Below are 17,100 nucleotides of genomic sequence, written 5' to 3'. Positions count from 1 at the left end.
TTACCACGCCGGGCCCCTGCCCGGCGTTTTCATTCACGAAGGACCGCATGATGTCGCGTTACTCGGCCAACGAAATCGAAGCAAAATGGCAAGAGGCCTGGGACAAGGCCGGGATCTTCACCGCCAAACGGACGGCGGACAAGCCGAAATACTATGTGCTGGAAATGTTCCCCTATCCGTCGGGGCGCATCCATATGGGGCATGTGCGCAACTACACCATGGGTGACGTGATCGCGCGCCACAAGTTGAGCACCGGGCACAACGTTCTGCACCCGATGGGCTGGGACGCCTTCGGGATGCCGGCGGAAAACGCGGCCATGGCCATCGGCGGCCACCCCAAGGACTGGACCTATGGCAACATCGCCGACATGCGCGCGCAGATGAAGCCGCTGGGCCTGTCGATCGACTGGTCGCGCGAGTTCGCGACCTGCGACCCGGAATATTACGGCCAGCAGCAGGCGCTGTTCCTGGACATGCTGGATGCGGGGCTGGTCTATCGCAAGAACGCCGTGGTCAACTGGGACCCGGTGGACATGACCGTGCTGGCCAACGAACAGGTGGAGAACGGCCGCGGCTGGCGCTCGGGCGCGCTGGTCGAGCGGCGCGAGCTGACCCAGTGGTTCTTCAAGATCTCCGAGTTCTCGGAAGAGTTGCTTGATGCGCTGGATACGCTCGACAACTGGCCCGCCAAGGTGCGGCTGATGCAGGAGAACTGGATCGGCAAGTCACGCGGGCTGGAGTTTTCCTTCGAGCGCACCGACGGCAGTGCACCCATCACCGTCTATACCACGCGGCCGGACACGCTGCTGGGTGCGTCTTTCGTGGGCATCTCGCCCGATCATCCGATCGCCAAGCAGCTGGAGGCCGAGAACCCGGAAGTCGCTGAATTCGTTGCCGAATGCCGCAAGGGCGGCACCACGGAAGAGGCCATCGAGACCGGCGAGAAGCTGGGTTTCGACACCGGCATCCGCGTCAAGCATCCGTTGGACCCGAACTGGGAACTGCCGGTCTGGATCGCGAATTTCATCCTTATGGATTACGGCACCGGCGCGATCTTTGCCTGCCCCGCGCATGACCAGCGCGACCTGGATTTCTGCCGCAAATACGACCTGCCGGTGATCGACACCTTCTTTGCGCTGGATGACGACACGCCGGTGGACAAGATCGCTTTCGTCCCGCCGAAAGAGCAGAAAGTGCGCTGGGTCAACCATTTCGCCGGTCTGACCGAGGCCACCGGGCAGGAAGCGATCGACGCGACCGTCGATTTTGCCGAGAAGGCCGGCTGGGGCAAGGGCGTGACCAAGTACCGCCTGCGCGACTGGGGCCTGTCGCGCCAGCGCTACTGGGGCTGTCCGATCCCGGTGGTGCATTGCGACGATTGCGGCGTGGTGCCGGAGAAAAAGGAAAACCTGCCGATTCGCCTGCCCGACGATGTCACCTTCGACAAACCGGGCAACCCGCTGGATCGTCACCCGACCTGGCGCGACTGTGCCTGCCCGTCCTGCGGCAAGCCGGCCAGGCGCGAAACCGACACGATGGACACGTTTGTCGATTCGTCGTGGTATTTCGCCCGTTTCACCGCCCCGCGGGCGGAAACGCCGACCGATCTGGCCGAAGCCGAATACTGGATGAACGTGGACCAGTATATCGGCGGCATCGAACACGCCATCCTGCACCTGCTGTATTCGCGGTTCTTCGCCCGGGCCATGCATCTGACGGGGCATCTGCCGAAAAAGGCGATCGAGCCGTTCGACGCGCTGTTCACCCAGGGCATGGTCACCCATGAAATCTATCAGACCCGCGACGACAAGGGCCGCCCGGTCTATCACCTTCCCGAAGAGGTCGAGGACGGCAAGCTGAAGGCGACGGGCGAGCCGGTCGAGATCATCCCCTCGGCCAAGATGTCGAAATCGAAGAAAAACGTGGTCGACCCGGTCAGCATCATCTCGGCCTTCGGGGCGGATACCGCGCGTTGGTTCGTTCTGTCCGATTCGCCGCCCGAGCGTGACGTGGAATGGACCGCCGCCGGCGCCGAGGCCGCGCACAAGCACCTCAGCCGCGTGCATCGCATCGTGTCCGAGATCGCCGCGTCCGACGCCCCGGCCAATGCCGAGGACGAAGCGCTGCTGCGCGAGATGCACAAGACCATCCATGACGTGACCGGCGGGGTCGAATCCTTCGGCTTCAACGCCTCGATCGCCAAGCTCTATGCCTTTACCAACACGCTGGCCAAATCCAAGGCGGGCGCACAGGCCAAGCGGCAGGCGGCCAAGACGCTGGCGCAGCTGATGTCGCCGATGACCCCGCACCTGTCCGAAGAACTGTGGCAGATGCTGGGCGGCGAAGGGCTGGTGGCGCTGGCGCCCTGGCCGGTGGCAGACGAGTCGATGCTGGTCGATGACACCGTCACCCTGCCCATCCAGATCAACGGCAAACGCCGCGCCGAAATCAGCGTCGCCAAGGATCTGGACAAGACGCAGGTTGAAAAAATCGCGCTCAGCACCGAAGCTGTGCAGAAGGCGCTGGATGGCGCTGCTCCGAAGAAGGTGATCGTTGTTCCGGGCCGGATCGTGAATGTCGTTGTTTGACCGCAGAAACCTGCTGCTTTCGTTGGCGGCGTTGACCGTGGCGCCCGCTTGCGGGTTCCAGCCGGTTTATGCCCCGGGCGGCGCCGGCAGCGAATTGTACGGCAAGGTCGCCGTGTCAGCGCCGGATTCGGTCGAAAGCTACCTTCTGGTGCAGAATCTGGAGCAGTCACTGGGGCGCAGCGTCAGTTCGGCCAAGGATTACAGCCTGAATGTGCAGGTCTCTACTGTGACCCGCGGGGCCGCGATCACGACCTCGAACGAGACCAACCGGTATTCGATCGACGGGCGCGCCAGCTATACGCTGAAATCCAATGAAACGGGCCAGATCCTTGTGTCCGGCACTGTGGCCGATTTCGTAGGCTACTCCGCCGCGGGGTCTACCGTTTCCACGCTCGCTGATGAACGGGATGCCAAAGAGAGGCTGATGGTCATCCTGTCCGATCAGATCGTCACGCGCCTGTATTCCGCACCGGGCCTGGCTTCATGAAGCTGTCCCCGCGCGACGCCGAGGGGTATTTCGCCAAACCTGACCCCGACAAGACTGGATTGTTGATCTACGGCGCCGACGCAATGCGCGTCGCGCTCAAGCGCCAGCAGGTATTGGCCGCGCTGCTGGGCCCGGGTGCCGAAGAGGAAATGCGCCTGACCCGTCTTCCGGCCTCGGATTTGCGCGCGGATCCTGCCCTTCTGCTGGATGCCGTGAAGGCTGTGGGGTTCTTTCCCGGTGCGCGCGCCGTATTCGTCGAGGATGCAACCGACGCCGCAACCCCGGCGATCGCCGCCGCGCTCGAGGATTGGGCGCAAGGCGACGCCCAGATCATTGTGACCGCCGGGCAGCTCAAGGCCAGCTCGAAGCTGCGCAAAGCGTTCGAAGGCCATCGGGCTGCCTATGCGGTCGGAATCTATGACGATCCACCGTCGCGCGCGGAGATCGAGCGTGTTCTGGCCCAAGCCGGACTTGCGAGCGTTCCCCGTGACGCGATGTCCGTGCTCAGCGATCTGGCGACCGAACTCAGCCCGGGCGACTTTGCGCAAACCGTTGAAAAGCTGTCTCTTTACAAACGCGGTGATGCCTCAGGCGTTGCCGTCGAGGACATCGAGGCCTGCGCACCGCAATCCAATGAGGCGGCCCTGGATGACGTTCTCAACGTCGTTGCCGAAGGCCGATCCGGTGAAATCGGGCCCCTGATCCGACGGTTGCAGGCGCAGGGAACCAATGCGGTGTCCCTATGCATCGGTGCGACCCGCCATTTTCGCACGCTCTATGCCTGCGCCTCGGACCCCGGTGGCGCGGCGCAAGGGATCGGCAAACTCCGGCCGCCGGTCTATGGCAAACGGCGTGACCGGATCCTTCGGCAGGCGCAGAATTGGGGCGCGCACAAGCTGCAGACCGCTTTGACCGTGCTGACGGACACGGATCTGTCTCTCCGGTCGGCGGGGCAGACTGCCCCGGCCACGGCCCTGGTCGAACGCGCTCTGATCCGGCTGGCCATGCTGGCGCGGTCACGCTGAATTGAACTGACGGCGCGTCCGACTTGACGCGGCGGCGCAGTCCCCCACCCTGACGCCAGAGCAACCACGCAGGAGCATGACATGTACAAGATCTACGGGCGCATCCAAAGTCGTGCCTCTCGAGTGATCTGGCTATTGGAAGAGTTGGGGCAGGTCTATGAGTGGATCGATGCCGGCCCGCACGATCCGTGCGTTCTGGACCTGAACGGAACGGGCAAGATCCCTGTCCTGCAGGATGGCGATGCAGTCATTTCGGACAGCGCTGCGATCATGACCTATCTGGCGGATAAGCACGGGGCCTTCACTTTCCCCGCCGGCACCCCGGAACGGGCCGAGCAGGATTCGTTGTTGCACGCGCTGTTGGAAGAATTCGACGCTCCGCTTTGGCTGGCCGCCCGCCATATGTTCATCCTGCCCAAGGACAAACGCGTTCCACAGGTCGTCGAAACTGCCAAATGGGAGTTTGACCGCAGCTTTCAACGCATGGGGCAACGGTTCAAAGGGCCATTCCTTCAGGGCGAGCAGATGACGATCGCGGACATCCTGTGCATTCACTGCATGAGCTGGGCAAAATCGGCTGGCTTCCCGATGAATTCAGACAGCCTGAAAGCCTACGGCAAGCGCGTTCGCGAGCGTCCGGCCTACAAGAAACTGGGTGAAATGGCCAAATCCGCCTAATCCGCTTGGGACGGCCCGGCCCATTCTGCGGCCGAGCGCCCTGCCCATCGACCAGTAGCCAGGCATGCGGTCAACAAATAGCCGCCGGTCGGGGCTTCCCAATCCAGCATCTCGCCTGCGCAGAACACGCCGGGCTTGGCTTTCAGCATCAGCCCCGAGTCCAGCCCGCTTCTCGCAACGCCACCCGCAGTCGAAATGGCTTCGTCCAGCGGGCGCAAGCCTGCATTGCGAACAGGCAAAGCCTTCAAAGTCTTGACCCAATCATCGCGGCGGAGATTCTGCCCGTGGGTCATTTCGTGGAACAGGGCGATCTTTGGCGGAGGCAGGCGCAGGCCGTTCTTCAACCAACGGGTCAAAGTGGTTTTCGGGCCAGCTGTCGACAAACGCCTGGACAGATCGTGGATCGTGCGGTCCGGCACGAGGTCCACATACAGATCAGATCCCTGCCGCAGTGCGGGTGTCAGCGGATAAAGACCGCCGCCTTCCAGACCTTTGGCCGAAATGACCGCCTCGCCACGGCTGGCAAGGTCGCCCGCGCGCCACCGAACAGATTTCAGTGCCTGACCGAAATGCGCGGCCATATGGGGGCTCCATTCGACGGACAGTGCGGCGTTCGATGGTGCAAAAGGGACCAGTGGAACCCCGGCCTCGGCCAGAGCCGGCGCCCAGGCGCCATCCGATCCCAGACGCGCCCAGCTGGAACCGCCAAGCGCCAGAACCGTGACGTCAGCAACCACTTTCTGCCGACCTACTGGCGTATCAAAGACCAGCGCGGTGCCGTCCCAACCCAGCCAGCGCCAACGGGTTCGAATCTCGACCCTCATCTCGGCCAGCCGCGCCAGCCAGGCGCGCAGCAATGGCGAAGCTTTTTTTGATTTGGGAAATACCCGCCCTGTGGACCCCGTGAACAGATCTTGGCCCAAGTCCCGCGCCCAGCTTTGCACGCTCTGCGCATCGAAGGCGGCAATCATTGGGTGCAACCAGTCCGCCGCATCGCCGTAGGCCGAAATCAGGCGGTCAAACGGCTCGTCCTTTGTCAGGTTCAGACCGGACTTCCCCGCCATCAGGAATTTGCGGGCCACCGAGGGTTTGGCCTCGGCAACCAGCACATTGTGTCCGGCCCCGGCAAGCTCTTCGGCAGCCATCAGCCCGGCGGGCCCCGCCCCGATCACCACTGCCTGTGCCATATCTGCCCTCTTGCCTGACTTGCGTTCAGCCGCGACTGTGTTCCAGTGATGACGAACAGCGATCCGATCTGCCCGCTCTGCAACCGCCCGATCCCGAACGGGACCGGCAGCCTGCACCATCTGATCCCAAAACTCAAAGGTGGCAAGGGCGGTCCCACCGTTCTGCTGCACAAGATCTGCCACAAGGAGGTGCACGCCACCCTGACCGAAGCCGAGCTTGCGCGAGACTTCAACACTGTAGAAAGCCTACGCACGCATCCCCGGTTGAACCGTTTTCTGGACTGGGTACGCAAACGTCCGCCGGGATTTCAATCCAAAGTCCCGGGCCGACGCCGCAGCCGTTGATCAGGCTGGCAGGAACGGGTCACCCATCGGGTCTGTTTCCGTTGCAGCCAGGCCCTCGACCTCGATGCCCAGAAAGTCTGGCGCGGGAACGATTCGCGCATCGGGAATATGCTGGTATTCCAAGGTGGTATAGGGACGTTTCCACAGCCATTCGCGATTGGCCACCGCCCAGAGATCTGGGTCCGGCGGCACCTCGGTCGTGAAGGCATAGAAATGCAGATCAAACCCGTGCGAGGCCACGTCCTGCATGGAGAGCAGGCGCAGGCCCAAATCCCTGCAGAACGCATCCTCTGCCAAAATGTCGCCGGTCCGCAGAGTGATCTGGCCCATGGCGGCCTGTCCGAACGGCTTCGCATCCGGCTGCTTTTCGGGCCGGTTCCCCTCGAAATCATGCTGAAGAAGCTCGATCGAGAAGCCTTCGGGGTCCGACAGGTGGCACATGTAACCGATATCTCGAAACTGGGCCTGGCGGCTGACGTTGACGCCGGCGCGCCGGAGCCATCCGGCAGGGTGATGCCGATCTTCCAGTACCTCTGACCCCGGTCGTGGGCGTATCCGCAGCCTCCGGGCAACAGCAGAAGGTCGGCGCTGGGCCCCGGATAGCCCACTCGTCGCGCATCGCCCTCGGCACGAACGACCATGCCGAGGTTTACCCTGTAGAACTCGGCCAGCCGTGCGGGATCAGCCACACGCAGGCGAAGGGCAGCGATCCTCAACCGCACATCCCGGCGATACCGGCCGCCGTCTGCGGATCAGCGGCCAGGCTGTCGGCAACCAGGTCCCGCGCGGTCTGCATCAGATCTTCCGGGGCGACCACCCGGTCCACCAGGCCAAAGGCAAGCGCTTCGTCTGCGGTGACCTTCTGGCCTGCCATCAGGATCAACTTGGTCCGGGCGGGGCCGATCAGCGCACGCATGCGTTTCACATCCGATGGCTGCGGCAGGAACCCCAACCGCATGACCGGGTAGAATACTTTGGCCGTGGGCACCGCGATGCGCAGGTCACAGGCCAATGCCATACCGTTGGCCCCGCCCGCCATGGTGCCGTTCAACGCAGCAACGGTCAGGCAGGGCAGCGCCGCGATGGCTCCGGACAAACGCTCCCACAGGTCCGAGGTCGCAAGGCCTGCCCGCGCCTCGTCCAGATCGGCGCCGGCACTGAACACCTTGCCCGCTCCGGTCAGGATCAGGGCGCGCGCCTCTTGGGCCGCTTCCGCGATCTGCAGCAGGTCCGACAACATGGCCCCGGTCAGGGCATTGGCCTTGCCGGGGTTGTTGATCGTGACCGTCCACAGACCGTCCTGCTGGGTCAGGTCGATCACGTCAGGCCGATCCTCTGGCGAATGTCATCACGGCGCAGCGAAATCTCGGTTCCCAGAAACTCGTCCGCATCTTCCGAGCACATCCACAGCAGCGCCCGCGCCGGCCAGTCGGCCGGGATGTGATCGTCCCAGTCCAACTGGCTGACCGGGTTGATGCCGCTGGCCTTGATGACCCGCTGCATGTCGGTCGCCACCGTGCCCGGGGACAGACCCATGGCGCGTATGCCGTGATGCGCCTCTTCCAGGTGAAGACATTCGGTCAGCATTTTCGCCCCGGCCTTGGACGCGCAGTAGTGGCTCCAGGCCTCGACCGGGTTCGAGGCGGCTCCGGAGGAAACGGTCAGAACCGTCCCGCCGCCCGCCGCGCGCATCAGCGGCAGAACCGCGCGCATCCCGTGGAACACACCCTTGAGGTTGATGTCGATGGCCTTGCTCCAGGCTGCTGGATCGGCATTTGACAGGTGAAAGATTGGATCGATCACACCTGCATTGCCGATCAGCACGTCCACGCGGCCAAAGCGGTCGGCGCAATCCGCAACCGCTTGTTCCACCTGCGCAAAATCGCTGACGTCGCAGGACAGCGCGATGGCGTTCTCACCCAGTGCCGCGGCCAATGCATCGATCTGATCATGGCTGCGCGCTACCAGCGCGACATTGGCGCCGGCTGCGGCAAATACGCGCCCTGCTTCGGCGCCGATGCCGCGGCTGGCTCCGGTGATCAGTACTGTTTTGCCCTTCATATGCATCCTGTAATCCTTTTGGATTGAAATCGGGTAAAGTGGTACCGCGCAAACGGGGAAATCGTCCAGCCCTTGCCCCTTGACGGCAGCCGCGACAACCACGACCATGCGCGCAATTTTTACCGAGAAGGGTTCCCTAATGTCCGTTTTCTTCCGCCGCAGCTGCGGTGCCGCGCTGGCCTATGCCGTTGCAACCCAAGGCGCTTTTGCCGATCTGTCCGCCAACGATGTCTGGTCGGATTGGCAGGCCTACATGGGCAGCATGGGGTACACCATCACCGGCGAGCAGAACACCTCTGGCGACGTCACCACCATCACGAACATGACCATGAAGATGGACCTTCCCGAGGGAGAAGGCTCGTTCGACATGGTCGTTCCGGAAATGACCCTGACGGAAAACGGCGACGGAACGGTCAGCATCGAATTCCCCGAAAGCTTCCCCATGACGGTATCCGGCCAGGCCGAGGAGGAAGAATTCTCGGTGGATATCCTGTACTCGCAGACCGGGTTGAAAATGCTGGTTTCGGGGTCGCCCGACGACATGACCTATGACTACTCTGCCAGCAAGCTGGCACTGGCGCTCGACAACATCATGGTCGATGGCGAAGCGATGCCCGAAGACGTGCTGGATCTGGGTTTTGAGATGATCAACCTGGCCGGTGCATCCCGGATGCAGATCGGAGAGGGCCGCAAGGTCGACCAGAACTTCACGGCGGCAAACCTGACCTATGACCTGAATTTCCAAGACCCGGAAACGGGCGAAGATGCACGCATCAACGGCAAGCTCGACCAGCTGGAGTTTGAAGGCAAGAACGTAATCCCCGAAGGCTTCAGCCTGGCGGACGTGGAAGGCGCATATGAGGCTGGTTTTGCCTTTGACGGGATCTTCACCTACGGCGCAGGCCAAACCAGCATCGCAGGCACCAGCGAGGGCGAGGCTTTCTCGATGGCCAGCAGTTCGGACGGTGGCCGCTTCGGTGCCAGCATCGACGCCGAGCGTCTGGCGTATGACGTCGAACAGAACAATGCAAAGCTGGAAGTAACCACGGCAGACCTGCCGTTTCCCATCGAGATTGCAATGGCGAAGGCCGGTTTGAAACTCGAGGCACCCATCCAGGCATCCGAAGAGGTTGAGCCGTTCGGCTTTGCGATGAACCTGACAGACTTCACCATGTCCGACATTCTGTGGAGCATGTTCGACCCCGCAGGCGCGTTGCCACGCGATCCAGCCACGATCGCGCTGGATGCGACTGGCACCGCAAAGGTTCTCCTGAACTTCCTGGACCCGGAAGTTGCCGAAGCATTGGAAGGCTCGGACGAAGTTCCGGCCGAACTGCATTCGCTCAAAATCAATGAACTGCTGGTCTCGATGGTCGGTGCCAAGCTGACGGGCACCGGTGATTTCACCTTCGACAACTCGAACACCGAAGAGTTCGGAGGCGTTCCGGCGCCGGCGGGTGAGGCAAACCTCCAGTTGGTGGGTGCCAACGCCCTGATCGACAAGCTGATCGGAATGGGGTTCATGTCCGAGAACGACGCCATGGGCGCGCGCATGATGATGGGGATGATGGCTGTTCCCGGCGACCAGCCCGACACGCTGAACTCCAAGATCGAGTTCACCAAGGACGGCCAGATTTTGGCCAATGGTCAACGGATCAAGTAACAAAATTTGTACACAATGGGGCCGCCAAAAGGCGGCCTCACACGTATACTACAGTTGCACGCTATTGTTTTCGAACGCGGCGGAACAGAACTGACCCGCCGCAACTAACTCTTTGATCGTATGCGAACCCCAATGCGGACAAGGAATCGAAACAAGACTGAATGCCGCGCAACCCGATCTTCCGAGTGTGCACTTCTAGGTAGATTTTTTGGATACCTACCAAATCTATGTCATCGAATAGAGTCCTTTCGCCCCCTTCAATATCGACAATCAAAACATTTGCTCTGGTCTCCCTTAGCACATCGGACAAAGGAGTCTTGTCCACTTCTATTGACTTTTTGTACTCAGGCTCAGGATCAAGTGACGACGACCAGAATGGTTCCCGCAAGTAGAACCTTGATTTTCCCGCAACTTCACTGGCCCCTACTGCCACCGCGTTTAGTACGTTCAACCCGGTTGCGTCATTAGCTCTGTGAACACGACCGATGAACTCGCAGAGCGAAGGATTTGCTTCTATACAGGTTAACTTTGACACCCCAAGCTGCGTATACAGAAAGGTCGAAATAAAACCTATACCCGCACCAAGCTCAACAACGCGGTCGTCAGCCTGGATGAACTTCGGCAACCCCCCAACCTCGTCCTTCTCGTATCTTCCAGCGAGTATCGAGCGTTTCACTTGCGGGGTTATGATTTGAGGGTCGTCGGGAATCTGGACACCGCGTAGCGTAAGGTGTTTCTGCATCTTTCTCCTGTCTGTGACTGGCACTCCGATATTTCGTTTATGGCAGTGCTTGTTCCTTCGCATGAGCAGGTTGTGCGAACAACAACCAGCTCTTCCACGAAAAGGATGCTTCAACAAGTTGAAGAGAATCGCAAACGATCACAGGGCTTGCGAGGCGGGTTGACCAAGGCTAGGTCCAATACAATCAATTGGAGGCACCATGACCCGATCACTCGAAGCAATCAGCCACGAAATGCTGGACCTGGCCCGCAAGGCCGGAGCCGAAGCGGCCGACACGATCGTGATCGACGGATCCTCGGTCTCGGTCGAGGTGCGTGGCGGCGCTTTGGAGCACGCCGAACGCGCCGAAAGCACCGACGTGGGGTTGCGTGTTTTCATCGGCAAGCAGCAGGCCATCGTGTCCGGCTCGGACAGTCGTCCCGAAACGCTTGCCGCCATGGCCGAACGGGCCGTAGCGATGGCGTGCGAAGCGCCCGAGGATCCGTTCGCTGGCCTTGCAGATCCGGAACAACTGGCCAGCGATTTTTCCGTCGACTCCTTGGAGCTTTTTGACCCCACGCCCGAACCTTCAGCAGACGCTCTGATGCAGGACGCGCTGACCGCCGAGGCTGCGGCCCTGGCGGTGGAAGGCGTTACCCAGGTATCTGATGCGGCGGCATCCTATGGCACGCACCGGGTTCATCTGTCCGCGACAAATGGATTTTCCGGTGGCTATGCGCGCAGCAGCCGCTCGGTTTCATGCGTGGCGATCTCGGGCGAAGGCACCGGGATGGAACGCGACTATGACGGAGACAGCCGCAGCTTTCAGTCCGACCTGCGCAGCCCCGACGAGATCGGCCGGATCGCGGGCGAGCGTGCCGTGCAGCGAGTGGGTGCCCGAAAGCCGGAAACAGGGCGTTTCCCGGTATTGTTCGACGAGCGGATTTCGTCCTCATTGATCGGGCATCTTCTGGCGGCCAGCAACGGCGCGGCGGTGGCCCGCGGCGCCTCCTGGCTCAAGGACAGCCTGGGCCAGCAGGTGCTGCCTGCACATCTGTCGCTGATCGAAGACCCCTATCGCCCCAGAATTGCAGGATCGCGCCCGTTTGATGCCGAAGGATTGCCGACCGCGCGCCGGATGATCGTCGAAAACGGCGTGCTGACCGGATGGACACTGGATCTTTCAAGCGCGCGCAAACTGGACATGAATTCCACCGGGAACGCCGCCCGTGGCGTGTCCGGTCCTCCATCTCCCAGCAACTGGAACCTGAGCCTGACCCAGGGCGAGTTCAGCCGCGACGACCTGCTTCGCGATATGGGAACGGGGTTGCTGGTGACCTCGATGATCGGGTCCACCATCAACCCCAATACCGGCGATTACTCACGCGGTGCGTCGGGTTTCTGGGTCGAAAACGGCGAGATCTCGCACCCGGTCAACGAATGCACGATTGCCGGAAACCTGCGGGACATGCTGATGCGGATCATCCCGGCCAACGACGCGCGCACCTATCTGTCCCGGGTCGTGCCCTCGCTTCTGATCGAAGGGATGACACTTGCCGGAAACTGACCTGTCCCTGCTGATCGACGCCGCACGTGAGGCTGGCCGGATTGCTGTCGCCTACGCAGGCCGCGAGATGCAGAGCTGGGACAAACCCAAGGGCGCCGGGCCGGTGACCGAGGCTGATCTGGCCGTCAACGCGATGCTGGAACAACGCCTGCCCAGCGCGCGGCCCGGATATGGCTGGCTGAGCGAGGAGACCGAGGACAATCAGGACCGATTGACCCGTGACCGAGTGTTCATCATCGACCCGATCGACGGCACCCGCAGCTTTGCCGAAGGGTCGCGCACCTGGGCGCATTCCTTGGCGGTCGCCGATCGCGGACAGGTCATTGCCGGCGTAATCTACCTGCCGATGCGCGACATGCTGTTTGCTGCCGCGCGGGGACAGGGGGCAACCCTGAACGGTCAGCCGATCCGGGTGACCGCGGCGGCCACAGAGGCCGAAGCCGAGGTTCTGGCCGCAAAGCCGAACCTGAAACCGGATCATTGGCAGGAGGGCGTCGCGCCGATCTTCCGTCGGGCCTATCGCCCGTCGCTGGCCTACCGAATGGCGCTGGTCGCACAGGGCAGGTTCGACGGGATGCTGACCTTGCGCCCAAGCTGGGAATGGGACATCGCGGCCGGGGACCTGATCCTGCGCGAAGCAGGCGGCACCTGTACAGACCGTACCGGGCGCACTTTGCGGTTCAACAACCCCAACCCACGGCTGAACGGTGTTGTTGGCGCCGGGTCCAAATTGCATAAGGTGCTGATGGGCCGACTGGATCAGCCAATTCAGGGGCACCGGGCATGAGCAAACCTCGATCCCTCAGCCTGGCGGCCTATCGCGCGTTGTCCTGGGGTGTTCCCAAGCCCCCCGGACACTACGCGCCGCCTCGCCCCGCGGGTGAGTTGCTTTGGATTCATGTTGCCAACGAACAGCGCCTGCGCGCGGTGAACGACTTTTGCAAGCGCCTGCAGCAGTCCCGGCCAGGGCTGTCGATTCTGTTGACCGTCCCGCCTGACGCGGACCTGACACGCTGGGCGGATTGCGACATGGAACTGGTTCCGTTGCCTGACGAACAAACCGGCGCGGCGCGTGGATTCCTGGAGCACTGGCAGCCTGACATGGGGCTGTGGGTTGGCGGCGGCCTGATGCCCAACGTGATCACCCGCGCGGCCGAACGCGGTATACCCATGGTCCTGCTTGAGGGCGAGAACGACGTTCGTGTTGCCTTTGTCGGGAAATGGCTGCCGGACATCAACCGCTATACCTTTGACTGCTTTCGCGCGATCCACGTCACGTCCGAGGATGCAGCCCGGCAAATCCGACGTCTGGGCGTCCCGACTTCGAAGGTGGCACTGTTTCCGCCGCTCAGTATCAGCCCCACCCTTCGCCCTTGGCCCGAGGACGAGCTGATCGAGACAAACCATGCGTTTGCAGGGCGGCCGGTCTGGCTGGCGGCGTGGGTCGACGCCAAGGAATTCATCTCGGTGCTCAGCGCACATCGGCAGGCCATGCGGATGCTGCCGAGGCTGGCCCTGATCCTGCATGTCGCGGACATATCCGAGGCAGCGCCCCTGCGCAAAAGGCTGGAAACGATGGACCTGCGCTGTGCCAACTGGGAAGATGGGGACATGATCGAAGACATGACCCAGGTCATCCTTGCGTCGGACCCCGAGGCCCTTGGCCTGTGGTATCGCGTCTCTCCGGTGACGTTCATGGGCAGCACGCTCGAGCCGGGAATAGGCGGGCATGACCCGATCGCGGCCGCAGCCCTGGGCTCGGCCTTGATCCATGGACCGGACGTGAGCGGCCACAAGGCCCTTTATGACGCGCTTGATGGTGTAGGAGCCGCTCGTGAAATTCGCACCGCCACCGAACTGGGCGACACTGTCGTTGAACTGCTGGCCCCGGACCTGGCCGCGAACATGGCCCTTGCCGGTTGGCAACTGGTGACCGAGAGCGCGCCCCAGGTGGATACCCTGATCGACATGGTACAGGAACATCTGGACCAGCACGGAGCGGAACATGAGGGCACCTGAATTCTGGGACAACGCGCCGGATCACCCCGGCCTGCGCGCAAGGCTGCTGGCGCCGCTTGGCCGCGTCTATGCGCAGGCAACGGCGCGGCGGGTGGCGTCGGGGCCCGGGGTTGATCCGGGTGTGCCCGTGATCTGCGTCGGCAACCTAAATGCTGGCGGCACTGGCAAGACACCGACGGCAATATGGGTTCTGGAACAGTTGCGTGACGCGTATCACACGCCGCATGTGGTCACCCGCGGCCATGGCGGATCGCTTGAAGGCCCGGTTCGGGTGGACCCGGTCCGACACACGGCGGCGCAGGTTGGTGACGAACCATTGTTGCTGGCGGCATTCGCCGAGGTCTGGGTCGCCAAGGACCGTGCCGCCGGCGCCCGCGCCGCCGCCGAGACCGGCGCCACCGTGATCGTGCTGGACGACGGGTTCCAGAACCCCTCGGTGACCAAGACCTTCTCGATCGTCGTGGTGGACGCGGCCCGCGGCTTTGGCAACGGCTTGTGCCTGCCCGCCGGACCGCTGCGCGAACCGGTCGATGTCGGGCTGCAACGGGCCGATCTTGTGCTGTCACTGGGTGACTTGGCCGCGCAGGAGAGGTTCGTGCAGCTGTGGGGCAACAAGCTGGGCGTTCCGCACGCCACCGGTCAGGTCACGGCACTCCAAACCGGGATGGACTGGAGCGAAACTCCGGTTCTGGCCTTTGCCGGCATCGGCCACCCCGAGAAGTTCTTTCAGACCCTGCGCCAGCAGGGCGCGCGGCTGCTGCGGGCCGAGGCTCTGGACGATCACCAGACGCTGACGCCGGCCCTGATGACCCGGCTGGAGAACGAGGCACGGCTGCTGGGCGCGCAAATGGTCACCACCGAGAAAGACGCCGTTCGCCTGCCGCCCGCCTTTCGCAGCAAGGTCATCACCCTGCCGGTGCGCCTTCAGGTGGATCAGGCCGACGACGTGCGTCAACGGTTGCTGACGGCCGCGCCGCCGCCCTAGGCGTCTTCGCCCAGTTTCGGGGCGGGGCGCGACAGATTCAGATCGGCATCCGAAAAGACAAACGGCGCGCGAATCCCCGGCACGCCGTCCAGGTCAATCTGCATGCCGCGCGCGATCACCTGCGGATCTGCCATGACCTCGTCCAGCGTATTGATCGGACCGGCAGGGATGCCTTGCGCCTCGCAGGCGGCCAGCAGGTCGGCCTTGGCCCAAGTCGCCGTGGCGCCGTTCAGCCGTGCGATCAGGGTTCGGCGATTGGCCAGCCGGTCCTTGTTGTGCAGATATTCGGGCGCCTCGGCCATGTCGGGCAGGTTCAACACCTGGCACAGGCGCTGATATTGCCGGTCATTGCCGGTGGCGATGATAATGTGTCCGTCGGCACAATCGAACACCTGATAGGGCGCCAGGTTCACATGCGCGTTGCCCATGCGCTGCGGCACCTGGCCCGTGGTCAGATAGTTCAGCGCCTGGTTTGCCGTGACCGCCACGGCCACGTCCAGCAGGGCCATGTCCACATGCTGCCCGCGCCCGGTGCGCTGGCGCTGGTGCAAGGCGGCCAGAACCCCGGCCACTGCATAAATGCCGGTGAACACGTCGGTGATCGCCACGCCTGCCTTCTGCGGCTGGCCGTCGGGCTCTCCGGTCACGGACATCAGACCCGACATGCCCTGGATGATGAAATCATAGCCAGCCCGATGCGCATAAGGCCCGGTCTGCCCGAACCCGGTGATCGAGCAATAGACGAGGCGCGGGTTCAACTGGCTGAGGCTGTCATAGTCCAGCCCGAATTTCTTCAGCCCGCCAACCTTGAAATTTTCGATCACCACATCGGCGTCAGCGACCAGTGCGCGCACCTTCTCCTGCCCTTCGGGGGTCGAGAAATCGGCGATTACCGACGCCTTGCCGCGGTTGGTCGAATGGTAATAGGCCGCCGAGACATCCTGATCGCGGGTCACGAAGGGCGGACCCCAAGCGCGGGTGTCGTCGCCGGCCGGAGATTCCACCTTGATTACCTCGGCGCCCAGATCGGCAAAGGTTTGGCCGGCCCAGGGGCCAGCCAGAATGCGCGCCAGTTCGACAACCTTGAGACCGGCCAGAGGCCCGGTCATCAGTTGCCCAGTTCCTTTTCGATCAGCGCCTTGAACTCGTCATAGGACTGGTTGTCGACCTTTTTGCCGTTGACGACAAAGGACGGGGTGGCTTGGATACCGTCTTGCTCGGCGTTTTTCTGGTACCAGGCGACGAGGGTCTGCGCCTTGGTGCCGTCCTGCAGGCAGGCTTCCAGCTGATCGTTGCTCAGCCCGGCCAGACGGCCGATCTTGCGCAGTTCTTCCACGATCTCGGCCGGGCCGCCGGCGCGGGTCCATTCGGACTGGCCCTGATAGATCAGGTCGGTGATGCCAAAGAACTTCTCAGGGCCACCGCAGCGCGCCACCATTGACGCCCAGATGCCGTAGCGGTCGAAATAGACCTCGCGGTAGATGAACTTGACCTTGCCGGTGTCGATGTATTCCTTCTTGAGCTGCTTGTACGGCCCCTGATGGAAATTCGCGCAGTGCGGGCAGGTATAGGACGCATATTCGATGATCTCGACCGGTGCGTCCTCGGCCCCCTGAACCATCTCGACGATGGTCGAGGTGTCCAGATCGGCGTTTTGCGCTTCGGCGCTGCCGACCAGTTGTGGCACAGGTACGGTGCTTGGCGATTGGGTCAGCCAATAGCCGCCTGCGGCCAGCGCCACGGCCGCGCAGATTACGGTTGCAATACGGCTCAT

General features: G+C 62.7%; 17 protein-coding genes. 10 read left to right on the top strand and 7 right to left on the bottom strand.

Going from position 1 to position 17,100, the window contains the following annotated elements; all coding sequences use genetic code 11:
- The first annotated feature begins 50 nt into the window (after window positions 1-50).
- From leuS to ACR3EL_RS02065, 4 genes are all read left to right on the top strand, one after another.
- The gene (gene leuS, locus ACR3EL_RS02080; RefSeq protein WP_480720236.1) at window positions 51-2,588 is read left to right on the top strand and encodes a leucine--tRNA ligase; all 2,538 of its coding nucleotides are present in this window, start codon (window positions 51-53) and stop codon (window positions 2,586-2,588) included.
- Window positions 2,575-3,075, top strand: coding sequence for an LPS assembly lipoprotein LptE (gene lptE, locus ACR3EL_RS02075; protein WP_170341298.1), 501 nt, complete (start codon window positions 2,575-2,577; stop codon window positions 3,073-3,075). The genes leuS and lptE overlap by 14 nt, the downstream gene beginning before the upstream one ends.
- A complete protein-coding gene (holA, locus tag ACR3EL_RS02070; protein ID WP_480720234.1) occupies window positions 3,072-4,100 on the top strand; it encodes a DNA polymerase III subunit delta in 1,029 nt (342 codons plus the stop codon). Before lptE ends, holA begins: the two co-directional genes overlap by 4 nt.
- A gap of 81 nt (window positions 4,101-4,181) precedes the next feature.
- Window positions 4,182-4,778: a glutathione S-transferase family protein gene (locus ACR3EL_RS02065; RefSeq protein WP_480720232.1), complete on the top strand. Its 597-nt coding sequence runs from the start codon at window positions 4,182-4,184 to the stop codon at window positions 4,776-4,778.
- Here the strand turns inward: ACR3EL_RS02065 and ACR3EL_RS02060 are convergent.
- Window positions 4,775-5,965 (bottom strand): TIGR03862 family flavoprotein, encoded by a 1,191-nt coding sequence (locus tag ACR3EL_RS02060; protein WP_170341292.1) that lies wholly within the window; start codon window positions 5,963-5,965, stop codon window positions 4,775-4,777. The two genes, ACR3EL_RS02065 and ACR3EL_RS02060, sit on opposite strands and share 4 nt — an antisense overlap.
- A gap of 48 nt (window positions 5,966-6,013) precedes the next feature.
- On the opposite strand from ACR3EL_RS02060, the gene ACR3EL_RS02055 reads away from it, so the two are divergent.
- Window positions 6,014-6,310 carry an HNH endonuclease gene (locus ACR3EL_RS02055; protein ID WP_170341290.1) on the top strand — a complete coding sequence of 99 codons (297 nt, stop codon included), beginning with the start codon at window positions 6,014-6,016 and terminating at the stop codon, window positions 6,308-6,310.
- Here the strand turns inward: ACR3EL_RS02055 and ACR3EL_RS02050 are convergent, their stop codons facing one another.
- From ACR3EL_RS02050 to ACR3EL_RS02040, 3 genes are all read right to left on the bottom strand, one after another.
- Complete coding sequence (locus ACR3EL_RS02050) at window positions 6,311-6,751, bottom strand: hypothetical protein (RefSeq protein ID WP_254437812.1); 441 nt, start codon at window positions 6,749-6,751, stop codon at window positions 6,311-6,313.
- 271 nt (window positions 6,752-7,022) lie between these two features.
- On the bottom strand, window positions 7,023-7,631 hold the full coding sequence (locus ACR3EL_RS02045; RefSeq protein ID WP_170341288.1) for an enoyl-CoA hydratase/isomerase family protein: 609 nt from the start codon (window positions 7,629-7,631) through the stop codon (window positions 7,023-7,025).
- Window positions 7,628-8,377: an SDR family oxidoreductase gene (locus ACR3EL_RS02040; RefSeq protein WP_093964250.1), complete on the bottom strand. Its 750-nt coding sequence runs from the start codon at window positions 8,375-8,377 to the stop codon at window positions 7,628-7,630. Before ACR3EL_RS02040 ends, ACR3EL_RS02045 begins: the two co-directional genes overlap by 4 nt.
- A gap of 133 nt (window positions 8,378-8,510) precedes the next feature.
- On the opposite strand from ACR3EL_RS02040, the gene ACR3EL_RS02035 reads away from it, so the two are divergent.
- Window positions 8,511-10,034 (top strand): DUF2125 domain-containing protein, encoded by a 1,524-nt coding sequence (locus ACR3EL_RS02035; protein WP_170341286.1) that lies wholly within the window; start codon window positions 8,511-8,513, stop codon window positions 10,032-10,034.
- A 61-nt stretch (window positions 10,035-10,095) separates the two neighbouring features.
- Here the strand turns inward: ACR3EL_RS02035 and ACR3EL_RS02030 are convergent, their stop codons facing one another.
- The gene (locus ACR3EL_RS02030; protein WP_170341285.1) at window positions 10,096-10,776 is read right to left on the bottom strand and encodes an FkbM family methyltransferase; all 681 of its coding nucleotides are present in this window, start codon (window positions 10,774-10,776) and stop codon (window positions 10,096-10,098) included.
- 199 nt (window positions 10,777-10,975) lie between these two features.
- Between ACR3EL_RS02030 and ACR3EL_RS02025 the strand changes: the two genes are divergently transcribed.
- Genes ACR3EL_RS02025 through lpxK form a run of 4 tightly spaced genes read left to right on the top strand, consistent with a single transcriptional unit; the run spans window position 10,976 to window position 15,326 of the window.
- The gene (locus tag ACR3EL_RS02025; RefSeq protein WP_170341284.1) at window positions 10,976-12,322 is read left to right on the top strand and encodes a TldD/PmbA family protein; all 1,347 of its coding nucleotides are present in this window, start codon (window positions 10,976-10,978) and stop codon (window positions 12,320-12,322) included.
- Window positions 12,309-13,109, top strand: a complete 801-nt coding sequence (locus tag ACR3EL_RS02020; RefSeq protein WP_170341283.1) for a 3'(2'),5'-bisphosphate nucleotidase CysQ — start codon at window positions 12,309-12,311, stop codon at window positions 13,107-13,109. The genes ACR3EL_RS02025 and ACR3EL_RS02020 overlap by 14 nt, the downstream gene beginning before the upstream one ends.
- Entirely contained in the window at window positions 13,106-14,341 is a 1,236-nt protein-coding gene (locus ACR3EL_RS02015; protein WP_170341282.1) for a 3-deoxy-D-manno-octulosonic acid transferase, read from the top strand. The genes ACR3EL_RS02020 and ACR3EL_RS02015 overlap by 4 nt, the downstream gene beginning before the upstream one ends.
- On the top strand, window positions 14,328-15,326 hold the full coding sequence (gene lpxK, locus ACR3EL_RS02010) for a tetraacyldisaccharide 4'-kinase (protein WP_170341281.1): 999 nt from the start codon (window positions 14,328-14,330) through the stop codon (window positions 15,324-15,326). The genes ACR3EL_RS02015 and lpxK overlap by 14 nt, the downstream gene beginning before the upstream one ends.
- Here the strand turns inward: lpxK and ACR3EL_RS02005 are convergent.
- Window positions 15,323-16,435 (bottom strand): CaiB/BaiF CoA transferase family protein, encoded by a 1,113-nt coding sequence (locus ACR3EL_RS02005; RefSeq protein ID WP_170341280.1) that lies wholly within the window; start codon window positions 16,433-16,435, stop codon window positions 15,323-15,325. The two genes, lpxK and ACR3EL_RS02005, sit on opposite strands and share 4 nt — an antisense overlap.
- Window positions 16,435-17,100, bottom strand: a complete 666-nt coding sequence (locus tag ACR3EL_RS02000) for a DsbA family protein (RefSeq protein ID WP_170341279.1) — start codon at window positions 17,098-17,100, stop codon at window positions 16,435-16,437. Before ACR3EL_RS02000 ends, ACR3EL_RS02005 begins: the two co-directional genes overlap by 1 nt.

The sequence above is a fragment of the Ruegeria sp. BJ3 genome, assembly GCF_056535665.1.
Note: the sequence above shows the minus strand (reverse complement) of the source record. Positions and strands in the feature narration are given on the sequence as shown.